The organism is Luminiphilus sp. nBUS_07 (assembly GCF_051201685.1).
In the GTDB taxonomy this organism is placed as follows: domain Bacteria; phylum Pseudomonadota; class Gammaproteobacteria; order Pseudomonadales; family Halieaceae; genus Luminiphilus.
Genome location: NZ_CP179213.1, coordinates 3,074,467 through 3,091,626, shown reverse-complemented (window position 1 = coordinate 3,091,626; position 17,160 = coordinate 3,074,467). Strand labels below are relative to the sequence as shown.

The 17,160-nt window shown below is 50.8% G+C and carries 11 protein-coding genes; 6 read left to right on the top strand and 5 right to left on the bottom strand.

What is annotated here, in order from left to right; genetic code table 11:
* Window positions 1-71 precede the first annotated feature (71 nt).
* The 4 genes from ACMAZB_RS13815 to ACMAZB_RS13800 form a co-directional block, all read right to left on the bottom strand.
* Window positions 72-770, bottom strand: coding sequence for a glutathione binding-like protein (locus ACMAZB_RS13815; protein ID WP_435217974.1), 699 nt, complete (start codon window positions 768-770; stop codon window positions 72-74).
* A complete protein-coding gene (locus ACMAZB_RS13810) occupies window positions 767-1,501 on the bottom strand; it encodes a glutathione S-transferase family protein (protein WP_435217972.1) in 735 nt (244 codons plus the stop codon). The genes ACMAZB_RS13815 and ACMAZB_RS13810 overlap by 4 nt, the downstream gene beginning before the upstream one ends.
* Window positions 1,502-1,952: 451 nt before the next feature.
* Window positions 1,953-3,230 (bottom strand): DUF1501 domain-containing protein, encoded by a 1,278-nt coding sequence (locus ACMAZB_RS13805; RefSeq protein ID WP_435217970.1) that lies wholly within the window; start codon window positions 3,228-3,230, stop codon window positions 1,953-1,955.
* Window positions 3,211-5,727 carry a DUF1588 domain-containing protein gene (locus tag ACMAZB_RS13800; RefSeq protein ID WP_435217968.1) on the bottom strand — a complete coding sequence of 839 codons (2,517 nt, stop codon included), beginning with the start codon at window positions 5,725-5,727 and terminating at the stop codon, window positions 3,211-3,213. The genes ACMAZB_RS13805 and ACMAZB_RS13800 overlap by 20 nt, the downstream gene beginning before the upstream one ends.
* Window positions 5,728-5,963: 236 nt before the next feature.
* Between ACMAZB_RS13800 and ACMAZB_RS13795 the strand changes: the two genes are divergently transcribed.
* A complete protein-coding gene (locus ACMAZB_RS13795; protein ID WP_435217966.1) occupies window positions 5,964-7,052 on the top strand; it encodes a DUF1254 domain-containing protein in 1,089 nt (362 codons plus the stop codon).
* A 133-nt stretch (window positions 7,053-7,185) separates the two neighbouring features.
* Here ACMAZB_RS13795 and ACMAZB_RS13790 read toward each other — a convergent pair whose 3' ends face one another.
* Window positions 7,186-8,295: a DUF1254 domain-containing protein gene (locus tag ACMAZB_RS13790; protein WP_435217964.1), complete on the bottom strand. Its 1,110-nt coding sequence runs from the start codon at window positions 8,293-8,295 to the stop codon at window positions 7,186-7,188.
* An 802-nt stretch (window positions 8,296-9,097) separates the two neighbouring features.
* Between ACMAZB_RS13790 and sppA the strand changes: the two genes are divergently transcribed.
* From sppA to ACMAZB_RS13765, 5 genes are all read left to right on the top strand, one after another.
* Window positions 9,098-10,927: a signal peptide peptidase SppA gene (gene sppA / locus ACMAZB_RS13785; RefSeq protein WP_435217962.1), complete on the top strand. Its 1,830-nt coding sequence runs from the start codon at window positions 9,098-9,100 to the stop codon at window positions 10,925-10,927.
* Between the two features lie 688 nt (window positions 10,928-11,615).
* Window positions 11,616-13,745, top strand: a complete 2,130-nt coding sequence (locus ACMAZB_RS13780; protein ID WP_435217960.1) for a TonB-dependent siderophore receptor — start codon at window positions 11,616-11,618, stop codon at window positions 13,743-13,745.
* The gene (locus ACMAZB_RS13775; protein ID WP_435217958.1) at window positions 13,745-14,458 is read left to right on the top strand and encodes an ABC transporter ATP-binding protein; all 714 of its coding nucleotides are present in this window, start codon (window positions 13,745-13,747) and stop codon (window positions 14,456-14,458) included. Before ACMAZB_RS13780 ends, ACMAZB_RS13775 begins: the two co-directional genes overlap by 1 nt.
* A gap of 8 nt (window positions 14,459-14,466) precedes the next feature.
* A complete protein-coding gene (locus ACMAZB_RS13770) occupies window positions 14,467-15,903 on the top strand; it encodes a DUF3526 domain-containing protein (protein ID WP_435217956.1) in 1,437 nt (478 codons plus the stop codon).
* Window positions 15,900-17,150: a DUF3526 domain-containing protein gene (locus ACMAZB_RS13765; protein ID WP_435217954.1), complete on the top strand. Its 1,251-nt coding sequence runs from the start codon at window positions 15,900-15,902 to the stop codon at window positions 17,148-17,150. Before ACMAZB_RS13770 ends, ACMAZB_RS13765 begins: the two co-directional genes overlap by 4 nt.
* The last annotated feature ends 10 nt before the right edge of the window (window positions 17,151-17,160 follow it).

Below are 17,160 nucleotides of genomic sequence, written 5' to 3'. Positions count from 1 at the left end.
TTTTAAAAGCGCTCACCGCTATAGCGCGGGGGCGGCTGGCAACTCCCTCACTTTTGTTGCTCAGGGTCGAATTATTGCTTGAACTGCTTAGCGCCAAACATATTGTTATACGTCTCTTCGGTGGGGTTGCCCACTTTCATATCCTCAGCCATGACCGCGATGCCGCGTTGTACTGCGGGCCGCATCGCCACGGTCTCGGACCAGCGCTTGACGTTGGGATACTGCGTAATATCGATACGGTGCATCTCCTGCTGCTTGGGCATCGCCCACGGAAAGGTGGCTACGTCGGCAATGGAGTAATTCGAACCCGCTAAATATTCCGATTCACCCAAGCGTCGGTCCATAACACCGTACAGCTGTTTGCACACATTGTGATAGCGTTCCTTGGCCAGCGGCACATCCTCTGGACAGTAACCCTGAAAATACCCGTTCTGGCCAAACATAGGGCCCACATTGCCCATCTGAAACATCAGCCATTGAATAACGTCGTAGCGTTCCACTGAATCTTGTGGCCACAACTTGCCGGTTTTCTCGGCCAGGTACATAAGAATGGCGCCCGATTCAAACACCGTATAGGGCTCACCCTGAGGGCCGTCAGTATCGACAATGGCCGGTATGCGGTTGTTGGGGCTGATCGCAATAAACGCTGGATCGAACTGATCGCCTTCCAAAATATTAACGGTGCAGACCTCATACTCGAGTTCTACTTCCTCGAGCATGATGGCAGTTTTGTGGCCGTTGGGCGTCGGCCAGTAATAATGCTTAATCATTTTATAGCACCCTGGGCTGCCAGTACTTCCTGAACATTCTTTTGTAAAAACGCTGCTGAGTCATCGCCTTCAAAGTCGCGATTGTAGTGGCTTGTTACCGAAGGCCGTTGGATAGATTCCTCCCACCAGGCTTTCAGGTTAGGGCGCCCATCGAAACAATCAAAATCCGGATACAGGGGATCTTTTGCGTCATAGAAATTCACTCTAAAATCCATATAACTAATCGCGTGAAGCATGGACGCTTGGCCAATATCAAAGCCGTCGAAGCCCTGTTTGCAGGCGGCTTCTAGGGAGTCACAGCCACGAATAATTTTTGGCCAGATCCACTCGAAAAATTCAATGCGCTGATTTTCTTCGGGATTCCATCCTTCCATGACCAGCATGACCGTGGTCTCAAACATGGTATCTGCCAGAGCAAGGCGAGTAATGGCGTCCCAGCGAGTGGGTCCTGCAGGGGGATACAGGTGCTTGCCAGACTTGCTCATGCTGTCGATGCATTCAACAACGGCCTGACTGCCATACACCACTTGGCCGCTATCGAGCGCTAGGGTTGGCACTTTATTGAGTGGGTTTAGTGCGGCGATTGAGTAGGCATCGCCCTGGTCCTCGCCCTCGCGGTTTTTGAAAGGGTAGGTAGGCACAAAGGTGACGTCATCCCACAGACCGGCTTCATGAATGGTAACGAGGACCTTATGAATAAATGTATGGAACGGCGAGTAGAATAATTTCACGGGGCTTTCCCTCTAGCATGTTGGTGTCAGAAAGGCTTCAGCATAGCAGTTATCATTTCAGTTGCAGGCGCGATCTTTCACTGTGTAGCAAATCAGTCGCGTGCAGAGGTGATGTCGACCGTCAGGTGTATACCCCTGCGAAACTATGGTTGATCAAACTGATCACCCCTAGTTGGCCATCTCTGTATTTCGGCAGACTTGTTTTACATCCGACCTTCCCTAGGCAGATCCCGGTTAATGTCGATGGTGTTGGGGTTGTGCAGTGCTGGAACAGCTCCGCCCGCGTTCCGTTGCCTTGGGTTTGCAGCACCTCTCTCACTTGGTTTGAGGGAGCTTTATTTCACTCACGATTACTGAAGACGACTCCCAGCGCGTTGCTGCGTGGTGTGCGAACTCCAGGGTTCGCCAAGTGCTCTGAGAGCAGTGCAGCGGTAACGCCGCAGAGAAAAACTTAGGTCATGAGATTTGGGTTGAAAAAATCATACTGTTCCGTTTGCGGAAAGCCGTAACCAACTTGAGCGGCGAAGTCATCAATGCCCAAATAGCGATGCAATGCATGATGAACGTGCTTTGGATAAATTAGCGAACCTGAGTTCGATACTTTCAGAGTCGACGGATCAATTTTTTCAGCATTTTGTAAGGCATCGGTTTGTCCTACGCTGCGACCACCCCAGTCAGCACTTCCCTGCATAATAAGGTAGGAGTTAATGGGCCAATGGTCCTTGCCGCCAAAGGAGTTGTAGTAGGGCGTTCTGCCAAAATCAGAGGACACGACAACCACCAATTTGTCCCTGATTTCGAGTTCGTCAGCCATGTCCCAAAGATAGATTAGCGCGTCATTCAGAGCCTGAATGTTTTGAACTTGCGAAAACTCACCACTTGAGTGCGTGTCCCAGTTGCCACCGGCGCCGCATTCAACGCTTGCGGTGGTTCCAGTGCTGAACGCCACTAAACCAATTTGTATCTGCGCTTTTAGGTTACTTTCTCCTTGGTACACGCCTTGAGATTGCGGCATCTCGTTTGGCAGGTTCTGGTACAGCTTGTCTAATAATGTTCTGCCTTGCATACCGGTTTCAAAGGCGCCCATACGGTTAGCCAGCGCGTCGTTATACCTTTCTTGCTCGCTCAGGACATTGAGTCCTCGAGTTTTATACTTCGCAAGCAGAGCTTCTTCAGTGCTATCGCGGGGGCGCACCAAATCTTTCAATCCACCCGGTGAGATTCTGGCGGTGCGCACAAGCGCCTGATCAGCACCAAAGACTCCGTTGTTGATCAATGCTATTGGCGCATTGGGAGCTTTCGCAGCCGCATACAGGGCTGCTAGGGTGGGGCGGCCCTCACTTGCGGAACCTGTCCACGTGTGGCGCTCGCCTGTTTGGTGCGCATTGGTTTGTGTGTCGACACCATTTATCACCAACGAATCCGCGGCTATTTTTCGGAACATGTCATCATTGTTTGCGATCGGCGCAAATAAGATATTGCCGATCGACTGAGTATCGCTTGCCTCAGACCAGTTGGTAATTGGCAACTCTCCGGGCACATTTACCTTAGGGTCACAAAAGAGCGATAAATCCCATCCCCCGTTTGCATGAATCGTCATCAGGTAAGGTCCATCATACGGAGAAGAACCTTGCACCAATGAAACTCGACTTGAGGCGATTAGGGCTGCCGTGCTGGCCAAGAATTTTCGCCGCGTCAAACCCATGGTTTTACTCATTGATGTAATCATAGTGAGCCACCATGTAATCGAATATAAGGCGCCAAGCCCAGGTATTTGCTTGTTCAACCGGTGTCGTGTTGGCCTGTTGCCGAACCCCTCTCGTATCCAGATCGTCCCCCAGCTTTTCATAGGAAAGATCATCCCAAAAATAGCAGCTCGTGTGTGACTCGTGAGTCTTCTGTGCTTCGAGCAACAAATCTACCAGCAACTCGACGTCATCAGATTCCGCCGCCACGCTGCGCCCGTGTAGGCGCGAATACAAATTTACCAACACCGCTCGCAGCTCCTCGGAGTCTGTGGGAGTCGAAGAAAAGTCGACGGTATTTAAATATTGTCGTTGGCCATCAACGGTTTCAGCCTCTATTTCGGCGACAACACAAGCTACTCCAGATGCGTGCTGCTCCACGGCAGCGAGAGAAAGACTTGAAACCTCTCTGGCTCTAGACTTAACTTGGTAGGAGTCGATGCCTCCTAGCGCTATATTGACCCAACCCGACACGTAGGTGACGGATTCGGGAAGAATGTTTTCTTCCGCTCGCTCCCAAACCTTAAATCCAAAAAGTGATTTCGTCTTATCGTCAAGTTCTTCCGGTGTGAGCAGCCGTCGGGTACCGAGGCTAGCCACTGAAAAAAGCTTAGCGTTTTGGCTTACAACCTCACCGCTGGCGAACCAGGGTGATAGGACCATTTCTCGCAGCAATGCTTTCAACTTAAATTGATTTTGCACGAGGGCGCCAGCCAGCTTATTCACTTCATAGCGTTGCAGGCTAAAGGCCTCAAGCTCTTCATTGTAATTGGGGAGTTGAGGATCTTCTGGAGCTTTCAATAAAGCCCGGCCCATGACGGCAGGCCACCAAAACTCGACGGTGGCTACCGGGAACCTTGGGTCTGCAATAATTTGCTGTGCCAACCATTGCAGACTGTTTGATGCGTCCGGGGCAGAGTTGCCGTTCATCCCTGGCGTTCTCATATCGCGAAACCAGGTATCCCCGCTGACGTAGCCCGATTCCGGATCGAGCTTATAAGACCAGGGCAGAGTATCCGTAAAATCGCTGTCCCTGAAATTGCCCACTTCCCCATAGTTTTGAAAGGCGCCCGCTACCGGATCTAGCGTTTGATGGCATACCGTACAAGCAGGATTTAACAGGGTTGGATTGTTTTTATCGGCCAGCGCCGCCGCATCGGTGGTTCTAGCCGCTGACGCTTCCACATCGAGCCCTAAAAAGAACTTGTAGGTCCACCGAGCACGCGCACGGTTTCGGTTGGTTTCAGTTGTCGGGTAGCGCGTTAAGAATGCCATCGTGTTTAGAACGCCCGCATGTGGCCACTCAAACGGGTCCCAAGAGCTGGGATAGCAGTTGCCCACCTGAATGGGATTGCAAATTTCTTCGCCGGGGGGGGAGTTAAATGTGCCAAAGTTTTTGGCTGGTCTAAATTCTTTATGGAACTCGGTGTATTCGCCGTTGTAAACAACGGCTTGTTCCCATGGATTTTCAAGCTGGGCATTCAAAGTGTCCGCAGTTAGCGGCGTCACCATCGTATAGTCGGCAGTTAATATTTCGGTATAAGGTTTATCGTTTTCAACCACATACGCAATGAGTTCGACGGGGGCACGAGCGTGTCCATAATTTTTCGCTATCCACAGCTCCCAAGCTTCATTGTTATTGTAAAGCTCTTCGTCCCGCTCTAAGTTTTCAAAAAGAGCGAGATTAGCCGTACCAGCTTCCGGCCACCACAGACCGTCCAATGAGATGGGAAACAGCCCGTTGGTAAAAGCATCGGTTAATAACTGATCATTTGCGCCCGTTACCAGAAAGTCATGGAAGCCTTGACCGGCCATGAGTTCATCAATCGCTGCATCTAGCGTAATGTCGCCGCGGCTCAGTCGGTCATGCTCTTCTGCCGTGGGTACCCGTCGACTTAGGACAACGGCAGCTTTGCGATAGAGCTGAGGGGCACTCAAGCTGTTTACCCCGCTCCACAAGGTGTCGGGGGTAACATCGCCAGCTGTTTTCTTTAGTGAAGATGGACTGCAAGTCGAACCGAGCTCCAACGAATGTAAAAAGTCAGCGAGTAATTTATAGTCTGAGGAGAAGGGCTCAATAACAGCGCCGCCACCGTGCGCCGCCCCCTGTGCTTTATTTAGTATGTATTGAGAACTACGAGCTTCCGAGAGGGCGTGGAAATTTGAAAAGTTAAAATCAAGGTAGGTCGGGTCCGATGTTTGACGCAACGCCAGTGAGGCTCCCGCCTTGGGGGCAAGGCCATCCTCAATGTGACAACCAATGCACTTATTTTGAACGACCGCATCGGCAGCGTCATACAAGTTTTGGGCGTGGGCCTCCGCGCCACCCGCGGCACCGATCCTGAGTTGGCAAGCTAGGCTGAGGGCTGTTCCAAGAGAGCCGGGATAAGCACTCAAATCACCGATCACACCGAAGGTCAAAGCAAAGGCGATAGCCTTGCCGATCCTGCCATGATGCTTACGTTTGATATGTTCTGACATGGGCACTATGTTGTTTGCCGCTCTACCTGTCCTTATTTCTCCCGATCGTACTCGATTATCATTGTGCGACAAAGCGCCTGACTTGATCCCACCGTGGCGATTTCTGCTGGGACAACTATTTCACCCCCTGCTCGTCTGAGTTACGGTTAGAGTAACGCTACTGCATTTGAGAGCCCTGCAGTGTCAATAACAGTCCCTGAACCGTTGTCCCAGTTGTTCTCTTAGAGGAGAGGTTTATGTCCAGCCGTTTTTTTATGCCTGTCATGCTGTCAGTCGCAGCGCTCGTTTCGCCCGCTTTGACGCAGCAGGTGTTAGCTGAGGAGGCTGCGTGTCCGCCACCTGCGGTACGTATTGAGGCTGAGGAATTTACGCCACTGACCGCGGACAATTACGCGACCGCGGAGACTCAGTCGATTTTTGCCGGCGCCTATATTCAGAAGATCGCACAAGCGACTTGCTCGAGCGGCATGGGAGTGCTGATGCACGAGCGTGTTCCCTCAGACCCCAACCACAAAGCCTTCGCCCGCGTTAACTTCGATACGCTTTACTCCTGGGTGCTGCTCGACCTTAACTCGCCAGCAACGATCACCCTGCCGGAAACGGGCGGTCGCTATCAGTCTGCTCAGGTGCTCAACGAAGGCCATTGGATGCCTTTTGTGGTGACGGAGGCCGGTAGTTTCACGTTGACGCGTGAGAATTCGGGAAGTCGCTACGTGTTGGTGGGTATCCGGACCCAGATGAATATGCAGGATCCCGCGGATATCAAAGAGGCCAACGCGCTTCAGGACTTGGTCCGTGTTGAGCAGGCAGATCCGGGTGAATTGCTATTCACAGATCGTTGGGATCGAGAAGCCATTATGGCCATGCGTAAGGAGCTGCAGATTCTTCGCGATGAAAAGGGTTACAAGTCGGAGGATATGTTCGGCAAGCAGGGTGAGATTGATCACGACTTGAATAACGTGGGCGTCGCGATTGGTTGGGGCGGGCAGCCCAAAGAGGGCGCGGTCTATCTTTTTTATACTCCGGACTCGATGGAGCATCAGACGCTAACGCTTAACAACGTGCCCCACGCAGATAATGCGTTTTGGTCAATCACCGTTTACGACGCTGACGGCTTCGTTGCATCTGAGCCCTTCAATATGAATAGCTCCTTTGCCAAACCGAATGCCGACGGTGACACTGTGCTCAATTTTGGCGGCGATCCCTCGGCAGACAATTACCTGCCGGTCTACGCCGGGTGGAACGCTACATTGCGCATTTACACCCCTCAGCCAGCCTACTTTGATGGCTCGTGGGTGCGACCGGAGCTGCAGCTCGCTGAATGAGCGTCGGGGCTTTCTGCCAAGGTTGGGAATCTTCGGGCTGTGTTGCTGAACCAGAGGCTCTCCATAGCCGCCTTGCCATAATTGAGTTGAAAATTCTGCGCGCGGTGCATCCCGAGCGCAGAAAGAGGGCGGGTTAGTCGGCTACCAGCTCTGGCTTGGGCACTTCCCAGCTGCCATTAAAGTACTCAGCCTCGGGAGAGTATATGCGGAAGGTGGCGTTCCACCCTTCATAGATCTCGAGGTAATTCTCTTGATCAGGAGAGCCACCAAAGTGCACGACGGCCTCACCCTGATCGTTCTCGGTGGCAAAGGTGCTGTTTAGACTAAAGTGCTCGCCCTGAGGGTAACCGTCGCGGTCGTACACTGTGATTGACCAGAATGCATTGTCGGCCATGGGTACATCTTTAACGGTAAGCGTTTGCGGTGCACTGGGTTTATCATCAATAAACAGGTAGATCGCCCCTTCCTTGGTTTGCCCACCCCAACCCACAGCGGGACCGAAGTTGTGCATGTCATGTGTGAGTTCTCCGCGGGCGCCAGCCATCTTCTCTGAGGGTACTTGATCGCGCACCGCGCGGGTTTGGTAGGTCTTGCGCATAGCGAGGATTTCATCCATGTCCCAAGCGTTAGTGGCTGCGTAGCTACCCGGGCTTTCCTGCTCGAGCTGAATTTGATCTTGCAATGCATGCACCGCTTTTAGGTCTTCATCATCGCCCATCGTCACCTGAGTGCGGAAGATCACAATAGCGTATTGCCCACCCACGTTTTCCTGAGTGAGCTCGTAGCGGCCGGGCTCTTGAAAAATGAACGGAATGTAATGCTCCTCATCTAAAACCTCGGCACTTTGATAGCGGCCATTGGCCTCGGGCAGCGTAATCGTTGCCGGCGTGGTGAGGTCTAGAATTAAAAACGAATAAATGGTGTCAAAGTTAATGCGCAAAATGGTGCGGTCAGTAGGGTCAGGCGTATTGCGGAGGTGCATCAGCTGACCCACACCGCCGCTGCAAGTGCCCTTAGCAATTTTTCGCACATAGTCAGCAAAGATCACTTGGGTCTCGGCCAGAGAGTAGTTTTGCTGATCTACTGGCGTAATGGGGCTCTCTTTGACTGTGAGCGCCGGCGCTGGGCACTCGTCGCCGGCGATGGCGCTATGGTTAAAGCTCATTAGCGCGCAGCTCAGGGTCAATAGGGCGACGGGTCGGCCAAATGTAGAAATCATCGTGTTGCGGATTGATGGGGTCATGCAAAATCTCCGAGCTCCGGGCAATAAATTAGCGTTATGCGCACGCCATCGATGTAGCGAAAGTACTTGAAGGCCAGCTATTTGTTAACCTAATTGAGGGAATTGGCGGCGAGTTGTCATCTTTGGAATACTCGCGACGCCGCTTTGCTGCTCGTATGTCGCTGTTTGTGCATAGCCTGCTGAATTCGGGTTGGTGATTTACTAGGAAAGTCGATAGTCCATTATTGGAAGTAGCCTCTGACCTGTGAAAAGCCAGAGTGGTAGTGACGATCATTTGAACAGGCGCAAGGCCCTGTTCGCCGCATAGGCGGATAAGGCAAACCCTTGGCGGTGGCCAGTGAGCAGCGGCGCTTCCTCAGACCTTTCTATCAACATTTGAAGTCCGCCTAAGGGCCGGTTGCATGATGAGATTGAGCGGACAGCTAGCAACACACTCAGGCTTGTTTCGTGCCTTTGGGCTTCGTGCCTGCAAGGCCTGCTGAGGGGAGCATTACAAAGGACTCCATTACTGATACCATATATCATTGACTGTGGTTTGCGCCAATAACCCTACATCAGTGCGTACGCTGCGAACCGCTATTCTTGGTTACAGTAGCACCCCGAAAATGCCACTGTTACTCCCTCACAGTAACGCTGATGAGCCTGGGTTCATCGTCGCAGTCCAGTCAAAAATCTCACCTACGGTTGTAATGACTGCTGGCCACCTACATAATTGACCGCCGGTCATTTATTGGTTTTGAAGCAATTATCAAGGTTACCGAAGCAACCTCACATTCAGGATGATAGTAAGTTGGAGAGTTTTATGAGTGCGTTTACATCTATTTTTTCTTGGCTTGGTCGATTTCTAAAAAAAGTACGATCCATTGTGCTGGACTTGGGTACCGCCCTCATTGTCATGTTTTTTGTGATTGCAATAATTAAAGCGCTAACCGCTTCTGGGCCAGACGTTGAGGATCCGGCCGGCAAAGCGCTGCTGATCGACCCAGAGGGAATGGTAGTTGATCAAGAAGTTTTCAACTCAGAGTCTTTATTGACCACCGTTACAGACGCTTCCAGCACTCAAATTCAAACGCGAGATCTCATAAAGCTCATAAGGGCAGCGGCTGATGATGACAGTATTCCTGCGGTGGTCGTTGATTTCTCATCCACTGGTTTTGCTGGGCCAACGACAGCAGTCAATGTTGCAAAAGAGCTAAAAGCCCTTCGAGATTCTGGTAAGAGAGTCATTGCTTTTAATGATCGTCTGTCTACCACATCTTATCTCATGGCCTCTCAAGCATCTGAAGTATGGGTTCACCCGGTCGGAAGCATAAGCGTCAGAGGTCTTGGTGGAATGAGAAACTACAATAAAGACCTTTTCGAAAACCTGAAAATAACGGTACACAACTATTCACAGGGAGATTTTAAATCTGCAACTGAAACAAGTTGGAGATCTAGTATGTCTGAGAATGACAGGATGCAGCGAGAAGCTCTGCTCTTTCCTATTTGGGAGGAAATGAAATCTTTGATGGCGGAAGGGCGTGGAATTGAATCAGATGACATCCAATCTTTTGCAGATAACTACGTGGGATTTTTTGGTGAGGCTGCCATAGGAAACATTGCCTATGCACAAGCCAACAACCTTATCGATGGCACCAAATCATTTCCTGAGTTCCGTAAATACATGATTGAGGAGTTTGGGTTAGACGAGGAAGCTGAAACAGAAACTTACAAAACCATTTCTTATGCAGAGTACGCGAAACAAATAACTGATGATTCCTCGGATAGTGGTAACCAAATTGCCGTTATTACTGCCGAAGGCGCAATCAGGGAGGGAGAAATCTCTCAGGGCGTGGCTGGTGCCAACGGGGTTGTAAAACAGATTAGGAAAGCACACGAAGACGAAAGTACGAAAGCAATAGTCTTCAGAGTCAATAGCCCTGGTGGCTCCATTATTGCCAGTGAAATGATGAGAGATGAGTTGCTGGCTGCCAAAAGAAAGGGCATCAAGGTGATCGTTTCTATGGGCGACTACGCTGCCTCTGGCGGTGTGTATATCTCAACTCCCGCGGATTATATCTTTGCTGAGCCTACAACCATTACGGGCTCTATAGGTGTGGCGATTGCCCTGCCAACATTGGAAAACGCTATGGATTACATTGGCGTAAGCTTCGATGGTGTTGTGACTTCCAAGCATGGTGGTTGGGACCCGACTCAGGCAATTGACGATGACCTCGATAAAATCTTTTCAAGCTGGGGCTCAGAGGCATACGACCGATTTATTAACTTCGTCGCTGAATCAAGGTCTCAAACCTATGACGATATCAAAGCGATTGCTGGCGGCAGGGTCTGGATTGCAACCAGCGCTAAAGACATCGGGTTGGTAGATGAGATTGGGGGCGTTGACGATGCACTCACGTATGCGGCCAGCCTGGCTGAATTGGAAGATTATCAAGTTGAATATTATGGTCAGGAACTTTCTCCTGAGGAGATAATTCTCAAAGAACTGTTAGAACAGTTAGATGTGTCCATAGGTGAGCCAAAAGTTTTATCGGCGCTGAGTGGCATCGCGAAACTCTATGGAACATTAATCGACATTCATGAACCCAAGGCTTTGTTAACTTGCAAGGATTGCTTGGTGGATCTTGATTAATGGCTCACCAAAAGGCTAGTCATCCTTCTGAGAAGCCTTAAGAGAGGTGCGGTTGTGTAACGGTGGTTGTCTCGCGAGTTTTGATGTTGGGTGCCCAACCCTACATTTTGCTTGGTCGAATTCGTTTTCACTTTGTAGATCGTGATGCGGTCACCAACTTATATTTAAAGAAGCCTTAAACATAAAGTGATGTAATGTATTAATTAATGAGGTGAGTAGGTAATGTCGAGAGCCACTCTTTAGGTGGAGTCGGTCTTAAACATTGTTGTTTGATAATGATATTTTTGCTGTTAAAAATCGGTAGGGCGCCAGTGACTAAGTTCTTTTGGCTCCTATGCCTGTCAGTCACATTGCAACTCGCGGTCCCCGCTCATGCGCATGATGATCACGACGCGGAACGCGCTCAGCAGCACCACGTTTGTTCTCTATGCGCACTCACTGACGAGCCACTCAAACTGGCAGCAGCGTTCGACGTCTGGCTGTTCGAATTTCGAGTTAGAGACTCGGCGCAAGACACTAAGGATCGTTCAGCCGTTCCTTACGGATTGCACTTTGTTCGCCCACCTGCGCGCGCACCACCCCCCAAAGCTAGCTAGCACAAGCTTTACCCCTTTTTTGTTTTAGGCACCCAAGACGGGCTCTAAAGCGAGGGAAGAGGCATTTTTTAGTTATTTTTGGGAGATATAAAATGAAGTATTCATTCACTGGATTAGTCATGCTCGCATGCCTGGCGTCGGTAACCGCTGCACAGGCGCAGCAAGTAAGCGAGCAAAATAGTATCGAGACTGTCCGTGTACTTGGGACGAAGCAGGCCTATCGCGGTCAATTCGATTTTTTGGAAACACCACAAGTTGACTTAGAACTTGACCAGGAGTTGCTGCAACAAGCGGGTGCACTCGACCTAAATCAAGCGCTGGATCTCAGTGCCTCAGTAGCGCGGCAAAATAACTTTGGCGGCCTCTGGAATGCATTTGCTGTTCGGGGTTTTGTTGGTGATGAGAATTTACCAAGCAATTACTTGGTAAACGGTTTCAATGCAGGTCGCGGTTTCGGTGGATCAAGGGATTTATCGGGGGTGGAATCTGTTGAGGTACTAAAGGGCCCCAGAGCTGCATTAATTGGCAGAGGCGAGCCGGGCGGGACCATCAACCTTGTAACTAAACGTCCAACGTTTGATCAGGCCGGAACCGTTAGCATTGCTGCTAGCCGGTTTAATTCGGTCCGAACCGATGTTGATTACACGACGCCGCTGTCGAGCGATGTCGCGATAAGGTTGGTTGGGTTTTATGAGGATGCTGAAAGTTTTCGCGACACAATAGAAATCCGGCGCATCGGCGCGAGCCCCTCGGTAGCATGGCGCATTAACGATCGTAGCGAAGTTGTTTATGAGATGGAATTCAGCGATCAGGAGGTACCTTTTGATCGAGGTGTTTTGGCGGTAAATGATCAATTAGGTGCTATTTCTCGCGATACATTTCTCGGTGAACCGGGCGATGGGCCTATGAAGGCAGAGGTGCTTGGTCATCAGTTGGAGTACAGCTATAGCTTTAACGATGAGTGGAGTGTTCGCTTGGGTTACAACAGTCGGGACACCGAGCTTGAAGGATTCTCGACAGAACCAGAACTCTCGGGTAGTCGTCAGCTACTCTACCGAGACTCGGAGACGCTAACGCGTCAGCGTCGTTATAGGCACTATGATGCAAGCTATACCGTATTTCGAGGCGAACTTGAGGGTCAATTTGAAACAGGCAGTGCGCTGCATAGAGTAATAATTGGTGCAGACAGAGATGACTTTGAGAACGATCAAGTCTTCCGAAGAGTGCGTTCGCCTTCACTAGCATCAAACCCTTCGCTGGAGCAACTTCAAGCAATCAATATCTTCAATCCAGTGTATGGGCAATACGCTCTCCCAGAGCCCGGGCCTCAAGCTGATCGGGTTGAGACCCAAGAGTCGACGGGTATTTTCTTTCAAGATCAAATCAGTTTCTCGGATACTTTCCATATAAGAGTTGGTGGTCGTTTTGACGACTACGATCAACAACTGGTCAATAGACGCTCTAATTCGACAGTGACCTCGAGCGAATCTCGGTTTAGCCCGCAGTTCGGGATGGTCTACCAAACGAGTGACACTACCTCATGGTATTTATCGTACGGTGAGAACTTCAGGCCATTATCGGGCACCGACTCTCAAGGTAATGGGTTTGATCCAAATCAATCGGTATCGCTCGAGGCTGGCGTGAAGTTTGCTTCGCTCGACGGAGCCCTAAACGGAACGTTCACTGTGTTTCGCGTTCAGCAGGAAAATATTTTGGTGGTCGACGATCCCAGTGCATTCACTTATGCCGCTGCGGGTGAGGCTGAGAGCCAAGGCATTGAATTGGACGTGAATGGAACACTCGCAGGTGATGTAACGTTATGGGCATCCTTAGCGTATGTCGACGCCGAGATTACAAATGACTTCTTTGACCCCAATTTTGGCCGCCAGATAGAAGCAGGCGCGAGGTTGCTCAATATTCCAGAGCTAACAGCGACGGTTCAACTTGCGAAAAATCTTCAATTGAACGGTTCACCGATGGAGGTTGGTGCAGGCATATTGTACGTTGACGATCGTCTGGGCTACTTTGGGACGGACTTTGAATTGCCGAGCTACACTACCGTTCGGATATTCGCTTCTTACGCGGTGACACCTAACCTAGAGATTCGTGCGGATATCGCTAATCTCCTCGATGAGGAGTTTTATGTGAATTCATTTTCGGAGCTATGGGTTCAGCCGGGGGCGCCCAGTACTTGGCGAGTTTCTGCGAAGCTGAGCTTCTAATGGCAATGAAGTCTTTTCTGCAAGCTCATGAGCTGTTTGTGCAGCGCGGGGGAAAGGAGGTGCTGAAAAGTGCCTCCTTTTCAGTGGGTGGTGGCGAAATCTACGCGTTGCTAGGCGGCAACGGGGCAGGGAAATCAACCACGCTGCTTTCGTTTTTGGGGTTTCTTGATCCCAGTGATGGCGAATGTCGTGTTTTAGGCATACCAGTCTCCGAGAACATTCGTGCGAGCCGACAGGCCATTGCTTACCTGCCTGAGTCTGCGGCTCTTTACGAGCATCTGTCTGCTTATGAAAACTTAAGCTATTTCCTCGAGCTGGCTGGGCTCAGCATTGAGCCGGATCAGTGTGAAGCTGCGCTCGATCGTGTATCGCTTGATGAGGCTGCTCGACACCGCAAGCTTGCCGATTACTCAAAGGGTATGCGACAAAAAGTCGCTATTGCACTTGCCATGCTGCGAAACTCCGAAATTTTGTTACTTGATGAACCCACCTCGGGCCTCGACCCCATCGCAATCGATGAATTTCATTTGCTCGTCAGAGATCTTGCGAGCGGCGGTAAGGCAATTTTAATGGTTACGCACGATGTTTACGGCGCTTGCCAAGTCGCTGATCGAATTGGCTTGCTGCGAGGGGGGACAGTCACCGCTGAGTTCTCCGCTATCGAAGGTCGGTCGATAGACACACAGCTGGTTCATGCGGCTTTCACGGAGTGAGAAACGTAATGAACAGCACTTTGATCATTGCTAAAGAAGAGTGGCGTCTTTGGGTGCGTTCCAGTGTGGTCAGAACTGCGGCACTGTTGTTTTTAGCGCTTCTTTTGACGACCTCTGCTGCCACCACTGTGTCTGTGCTGGAAGCCCACCACGAACGATCTCATCAACAGCTGGAGGCGGAACAGCAGTTCTATGAGCAGCCGGCACGTCACCCCCATCGAATGGTGCATTACGGTCACTACGTTTATCGAACACCCTCACCGCTCTCGGTTTTTGATCCTGGCCTAGATACGCTGACCGGTCAGACATTGTTTCTCGAGGGGCATCGTCAGAACTCTGCGGCATTTGCCGACTCAAGTGTAAGCGCCGAGCTCGGACCCTTTGCAAACTTGACGCCAGCATTTGCGTATCAACTATTTGTCCCGCTTATCATTGTCTTGCTAGGCCACAACGCTGTTGTGCGAGAGCGTGCCGCGTCCACGCTACCCCTTTTGTTATCGCAAAATGTATCTGCTGCTTCTTTATTGGGCGGCAAACTACTTGCTCTACTTTCTGCGGCTTGCGTTTTGTTAATTCCGCTCGCCCTCACAGGCACAGTGGCAATTATTAATGGTGAGTCGTTGTGGGTTGTGTGCATGTTGCTGGTGACCTATTTGATATACCTCGGGATCTGGTCATTGCTGACGCTTATTATCTCGATTATCTCGTCGCGCCAAAGTCATGCACTCATCACTCTGACAGCACTTTGGCTTGCTACTACATTGTTGTTGCCCTCGCTCGCAGTGAGCCAGGTGGGTCAGAACGCACCTGCGGTAGGTCACATTAAGTCCAATCTCTTAATGACAGCAAAACTGCGAGAATTGGGCGATAGCCATAACGTCAATGACTCTGCCTTTCAGCGCCTGCGCCAGAAACTACTTGAGGACAATGGTGTTGAGGCGATTGAGGACCTGCCGGTGAATTTCCGCGGCATCGTTTCCGAATACGGTGAGCAAAAACAGACTGAATTGCTAAATCAGTTTGCCGAGGCTCGCATGCGTAATGAGGCACTCCAAAGCGGCCTTCTGCTCAACTATGGATGGGTATCGCCGTTCTTATCGGTTATGGAGGCGTCGAGGGTGTTGGCTGGAAGTGACCTTCGGAATCACCATGCCTTTTTGCGCAAAGCAGAACATGCGAGATATGAGTTCGTGCAAGGCTTAAATCGGTTGCACGCTGAAAAACTGACGTTTGCAGATGACATAAAGCGAAGCTCTGATCCGGAAGCTGAGCAGCGTACGCGCATTGCCTCCGAAAACTGGCGTGTTTTAGAGCGCTTTGATTTTTCGCCTATGACGCCCGAAGTGCGGATAAGTAGTGCGTGGTCGGCATTCTCTTTGCTGGTTGCTTGGTTGTCGGTATTGCTTGTTGTGCTTACTGTCCTCAGCCAGAGGGTCAGACCATGAAGTTGCTGTCCGTGTTGAATCGCGAAGCAAGGCATTTAGCCCGAAGCAAGTTCATCGTCATTTGTCTTTTAGCAACGCTGATTATGTCAGGGCTCGCTGTTCACAGTGGTCAGCAGCAAGTCAATTCTCAGCTGGCGGTGATTGCGGAATTGATTGAGCTCGATGGTAACGAGCTTGAGCTTGCGCGAGCTGAGCAAAGTGATTGGGGCGGCCTTGCTTACGCAAGCTTTCACTTCGTATACAACGAGCCGTCTTTATTTGCATTTGCCGCGCTTGGGCAACGCGAGAACGAGCCTTGGAAGCACCGGGTTCGAGCGCTCGCGCTGGAAGGGCAAATCTACGAGCGAGACGTAGGCAATCCGGTTCTCGCACTGGTGGGAAGTTTTGACTTTGCATTTTTTGGCGGAGTCGTTGTGCCACTCTTACTTATTGTCTTGCTTCATGATCTCAAATCTCAGGAGCGAGAGAATCGTCGTTTGTCTCTCTTGGTTGCGAGCAGTGGCGCGGCATCATCACCTTTCCGCTTGCGCGCCACCTTGATTTCTCTGTCGGTGGCTTGCGCATCAGGTATACCTCTGATGTTTGGAGCCCTCATGAGCGGTGCCTCAATGACAACTGTGGGTGCAGGCCTGCTTGTGTTGGTTCTTAATGTGGGGTTTTGGTCGTACCTTTGCTACGCAGTTGCAAATAAGGAACAGGCTTCCGCTACTCTTCTGGGACAGCTTTTAGGTATTTGGGTTGTGCTGGTTATCGTGGTGCCCACAACAGGTCGCCTCTTCATTCAATACGCCGTTCCAGTACCCTCTGGCGCAAATATTCAAATGACTCAGCGAGAAGCGGTCAATGATGCTTGGGATTTACCAAAAGAAGTGACCATGCAGGCTTTTGTAGAGCGTCATCCAGAGTGGAGGCCCTACGCGGATGTTACGCAGCCCTTTGAGTGGAAGTGGTATTACGCTTTCCAGCAGGTGGGAGACCAAACTGCGGAACCGTTATCCCGAGCTTATATGGAGGGTCGTTCATCGCGAGATCAATGGGGTTGGGTTGTTGCCGCGTTGTCCCCACCGGCGCTGTTTGAACGCGTGTATCAGACGTTGGCAGAGACCGACATGGCGTCACAGCTGGCTTATGAAGAGCGAGTTCGGCAATTCCACAAAAGGCTACGACACTTTTACTATCCTCGGTTGTTTCTGGGTGAGACCTTTGATTCCGAGCAGATTGTTCACACACCTTTATTCCAGCAGTGATTGACGGGTT

What these genes read in the sequence shown, in the direction of transcription:
- ACMAZB_RS13800 (WP_435217968.1), bottom strand. Translation starts at nt 5,727, where the DNA reads ATGTCAGAACATATCAAACGTAAGCATCATGGCAGGATCGGCAAGGCT.
- ACMAZB_RS13770 (WP_435217956.1), top strand. Translation starts at nt 14,467, where the DNA reads ATGAACAGCACTTTGATCATTGCTAAAGAAGAGTGGCGTCTTTGGGTG.
- ACMAZB_RS13790 (WP_435217964.1), bottom strand. Translation starts at nt 8,295, where the DNA reads ATGACCCCATCAATCCGCAACACGATGATTTCTACATTTGGCCGACCC.
- ACMAZB_RS13765 (WP_435217954.1), top strand. Translation starts at nt 15,900, where the DNA reads ATGAAGTTGCTGTCCGTGTTGAATCGCGAAGCAAGGCATTTAGCCCGA.
- ACMAZB_RS13775 (WP_435217958.1), top strand. Translation starts at nt 13,745, where the DNA reads ATGGCAATGAAGTCTTTTCTGCAAGCTCATGAGCTGTTTGTGCAGCGC.
- ACMAZB_RS13805 (WP_435217970.1), bottom strand. Translation starts at nt 3,230, where the DNA reads ATGATTACATCAATGAGTAAAACCATGGGTTTGACGCGGCGAAAATTC.
- sppA (WP_435217962.1), top strand. Translation starts at nt 9,098, where the DNA reads ATGAGTGCGTTTACATCTATTTTTTCTTGGCTTGGTCGATTTCTAAAA.
- ACMAZB_RS13795 (WP_435217966.1), top strand. Translation starts at nt 5,964, where the DNA reads ATGTCCAGCCGTTTTTTTATGCCTGTCATGCTGTCAGTCGCAGCGCTC.
- ACMAZB_RS13780 (WP_435217960.1), top strand. Translation starts at nt 11,616, where the DNA reads ATGAAGTATTCATTCACTGGATTAGTCATGCTCGCATGCCTGGCGTCG.
- ACMAZB_RS13815 (WP_435217974.1), bottom strand. Translation starts at nt 770, where the DNA reads ATGATTAAGCATTATTACTGGCCGACGCCCAACGGCCACAAAACTGCC.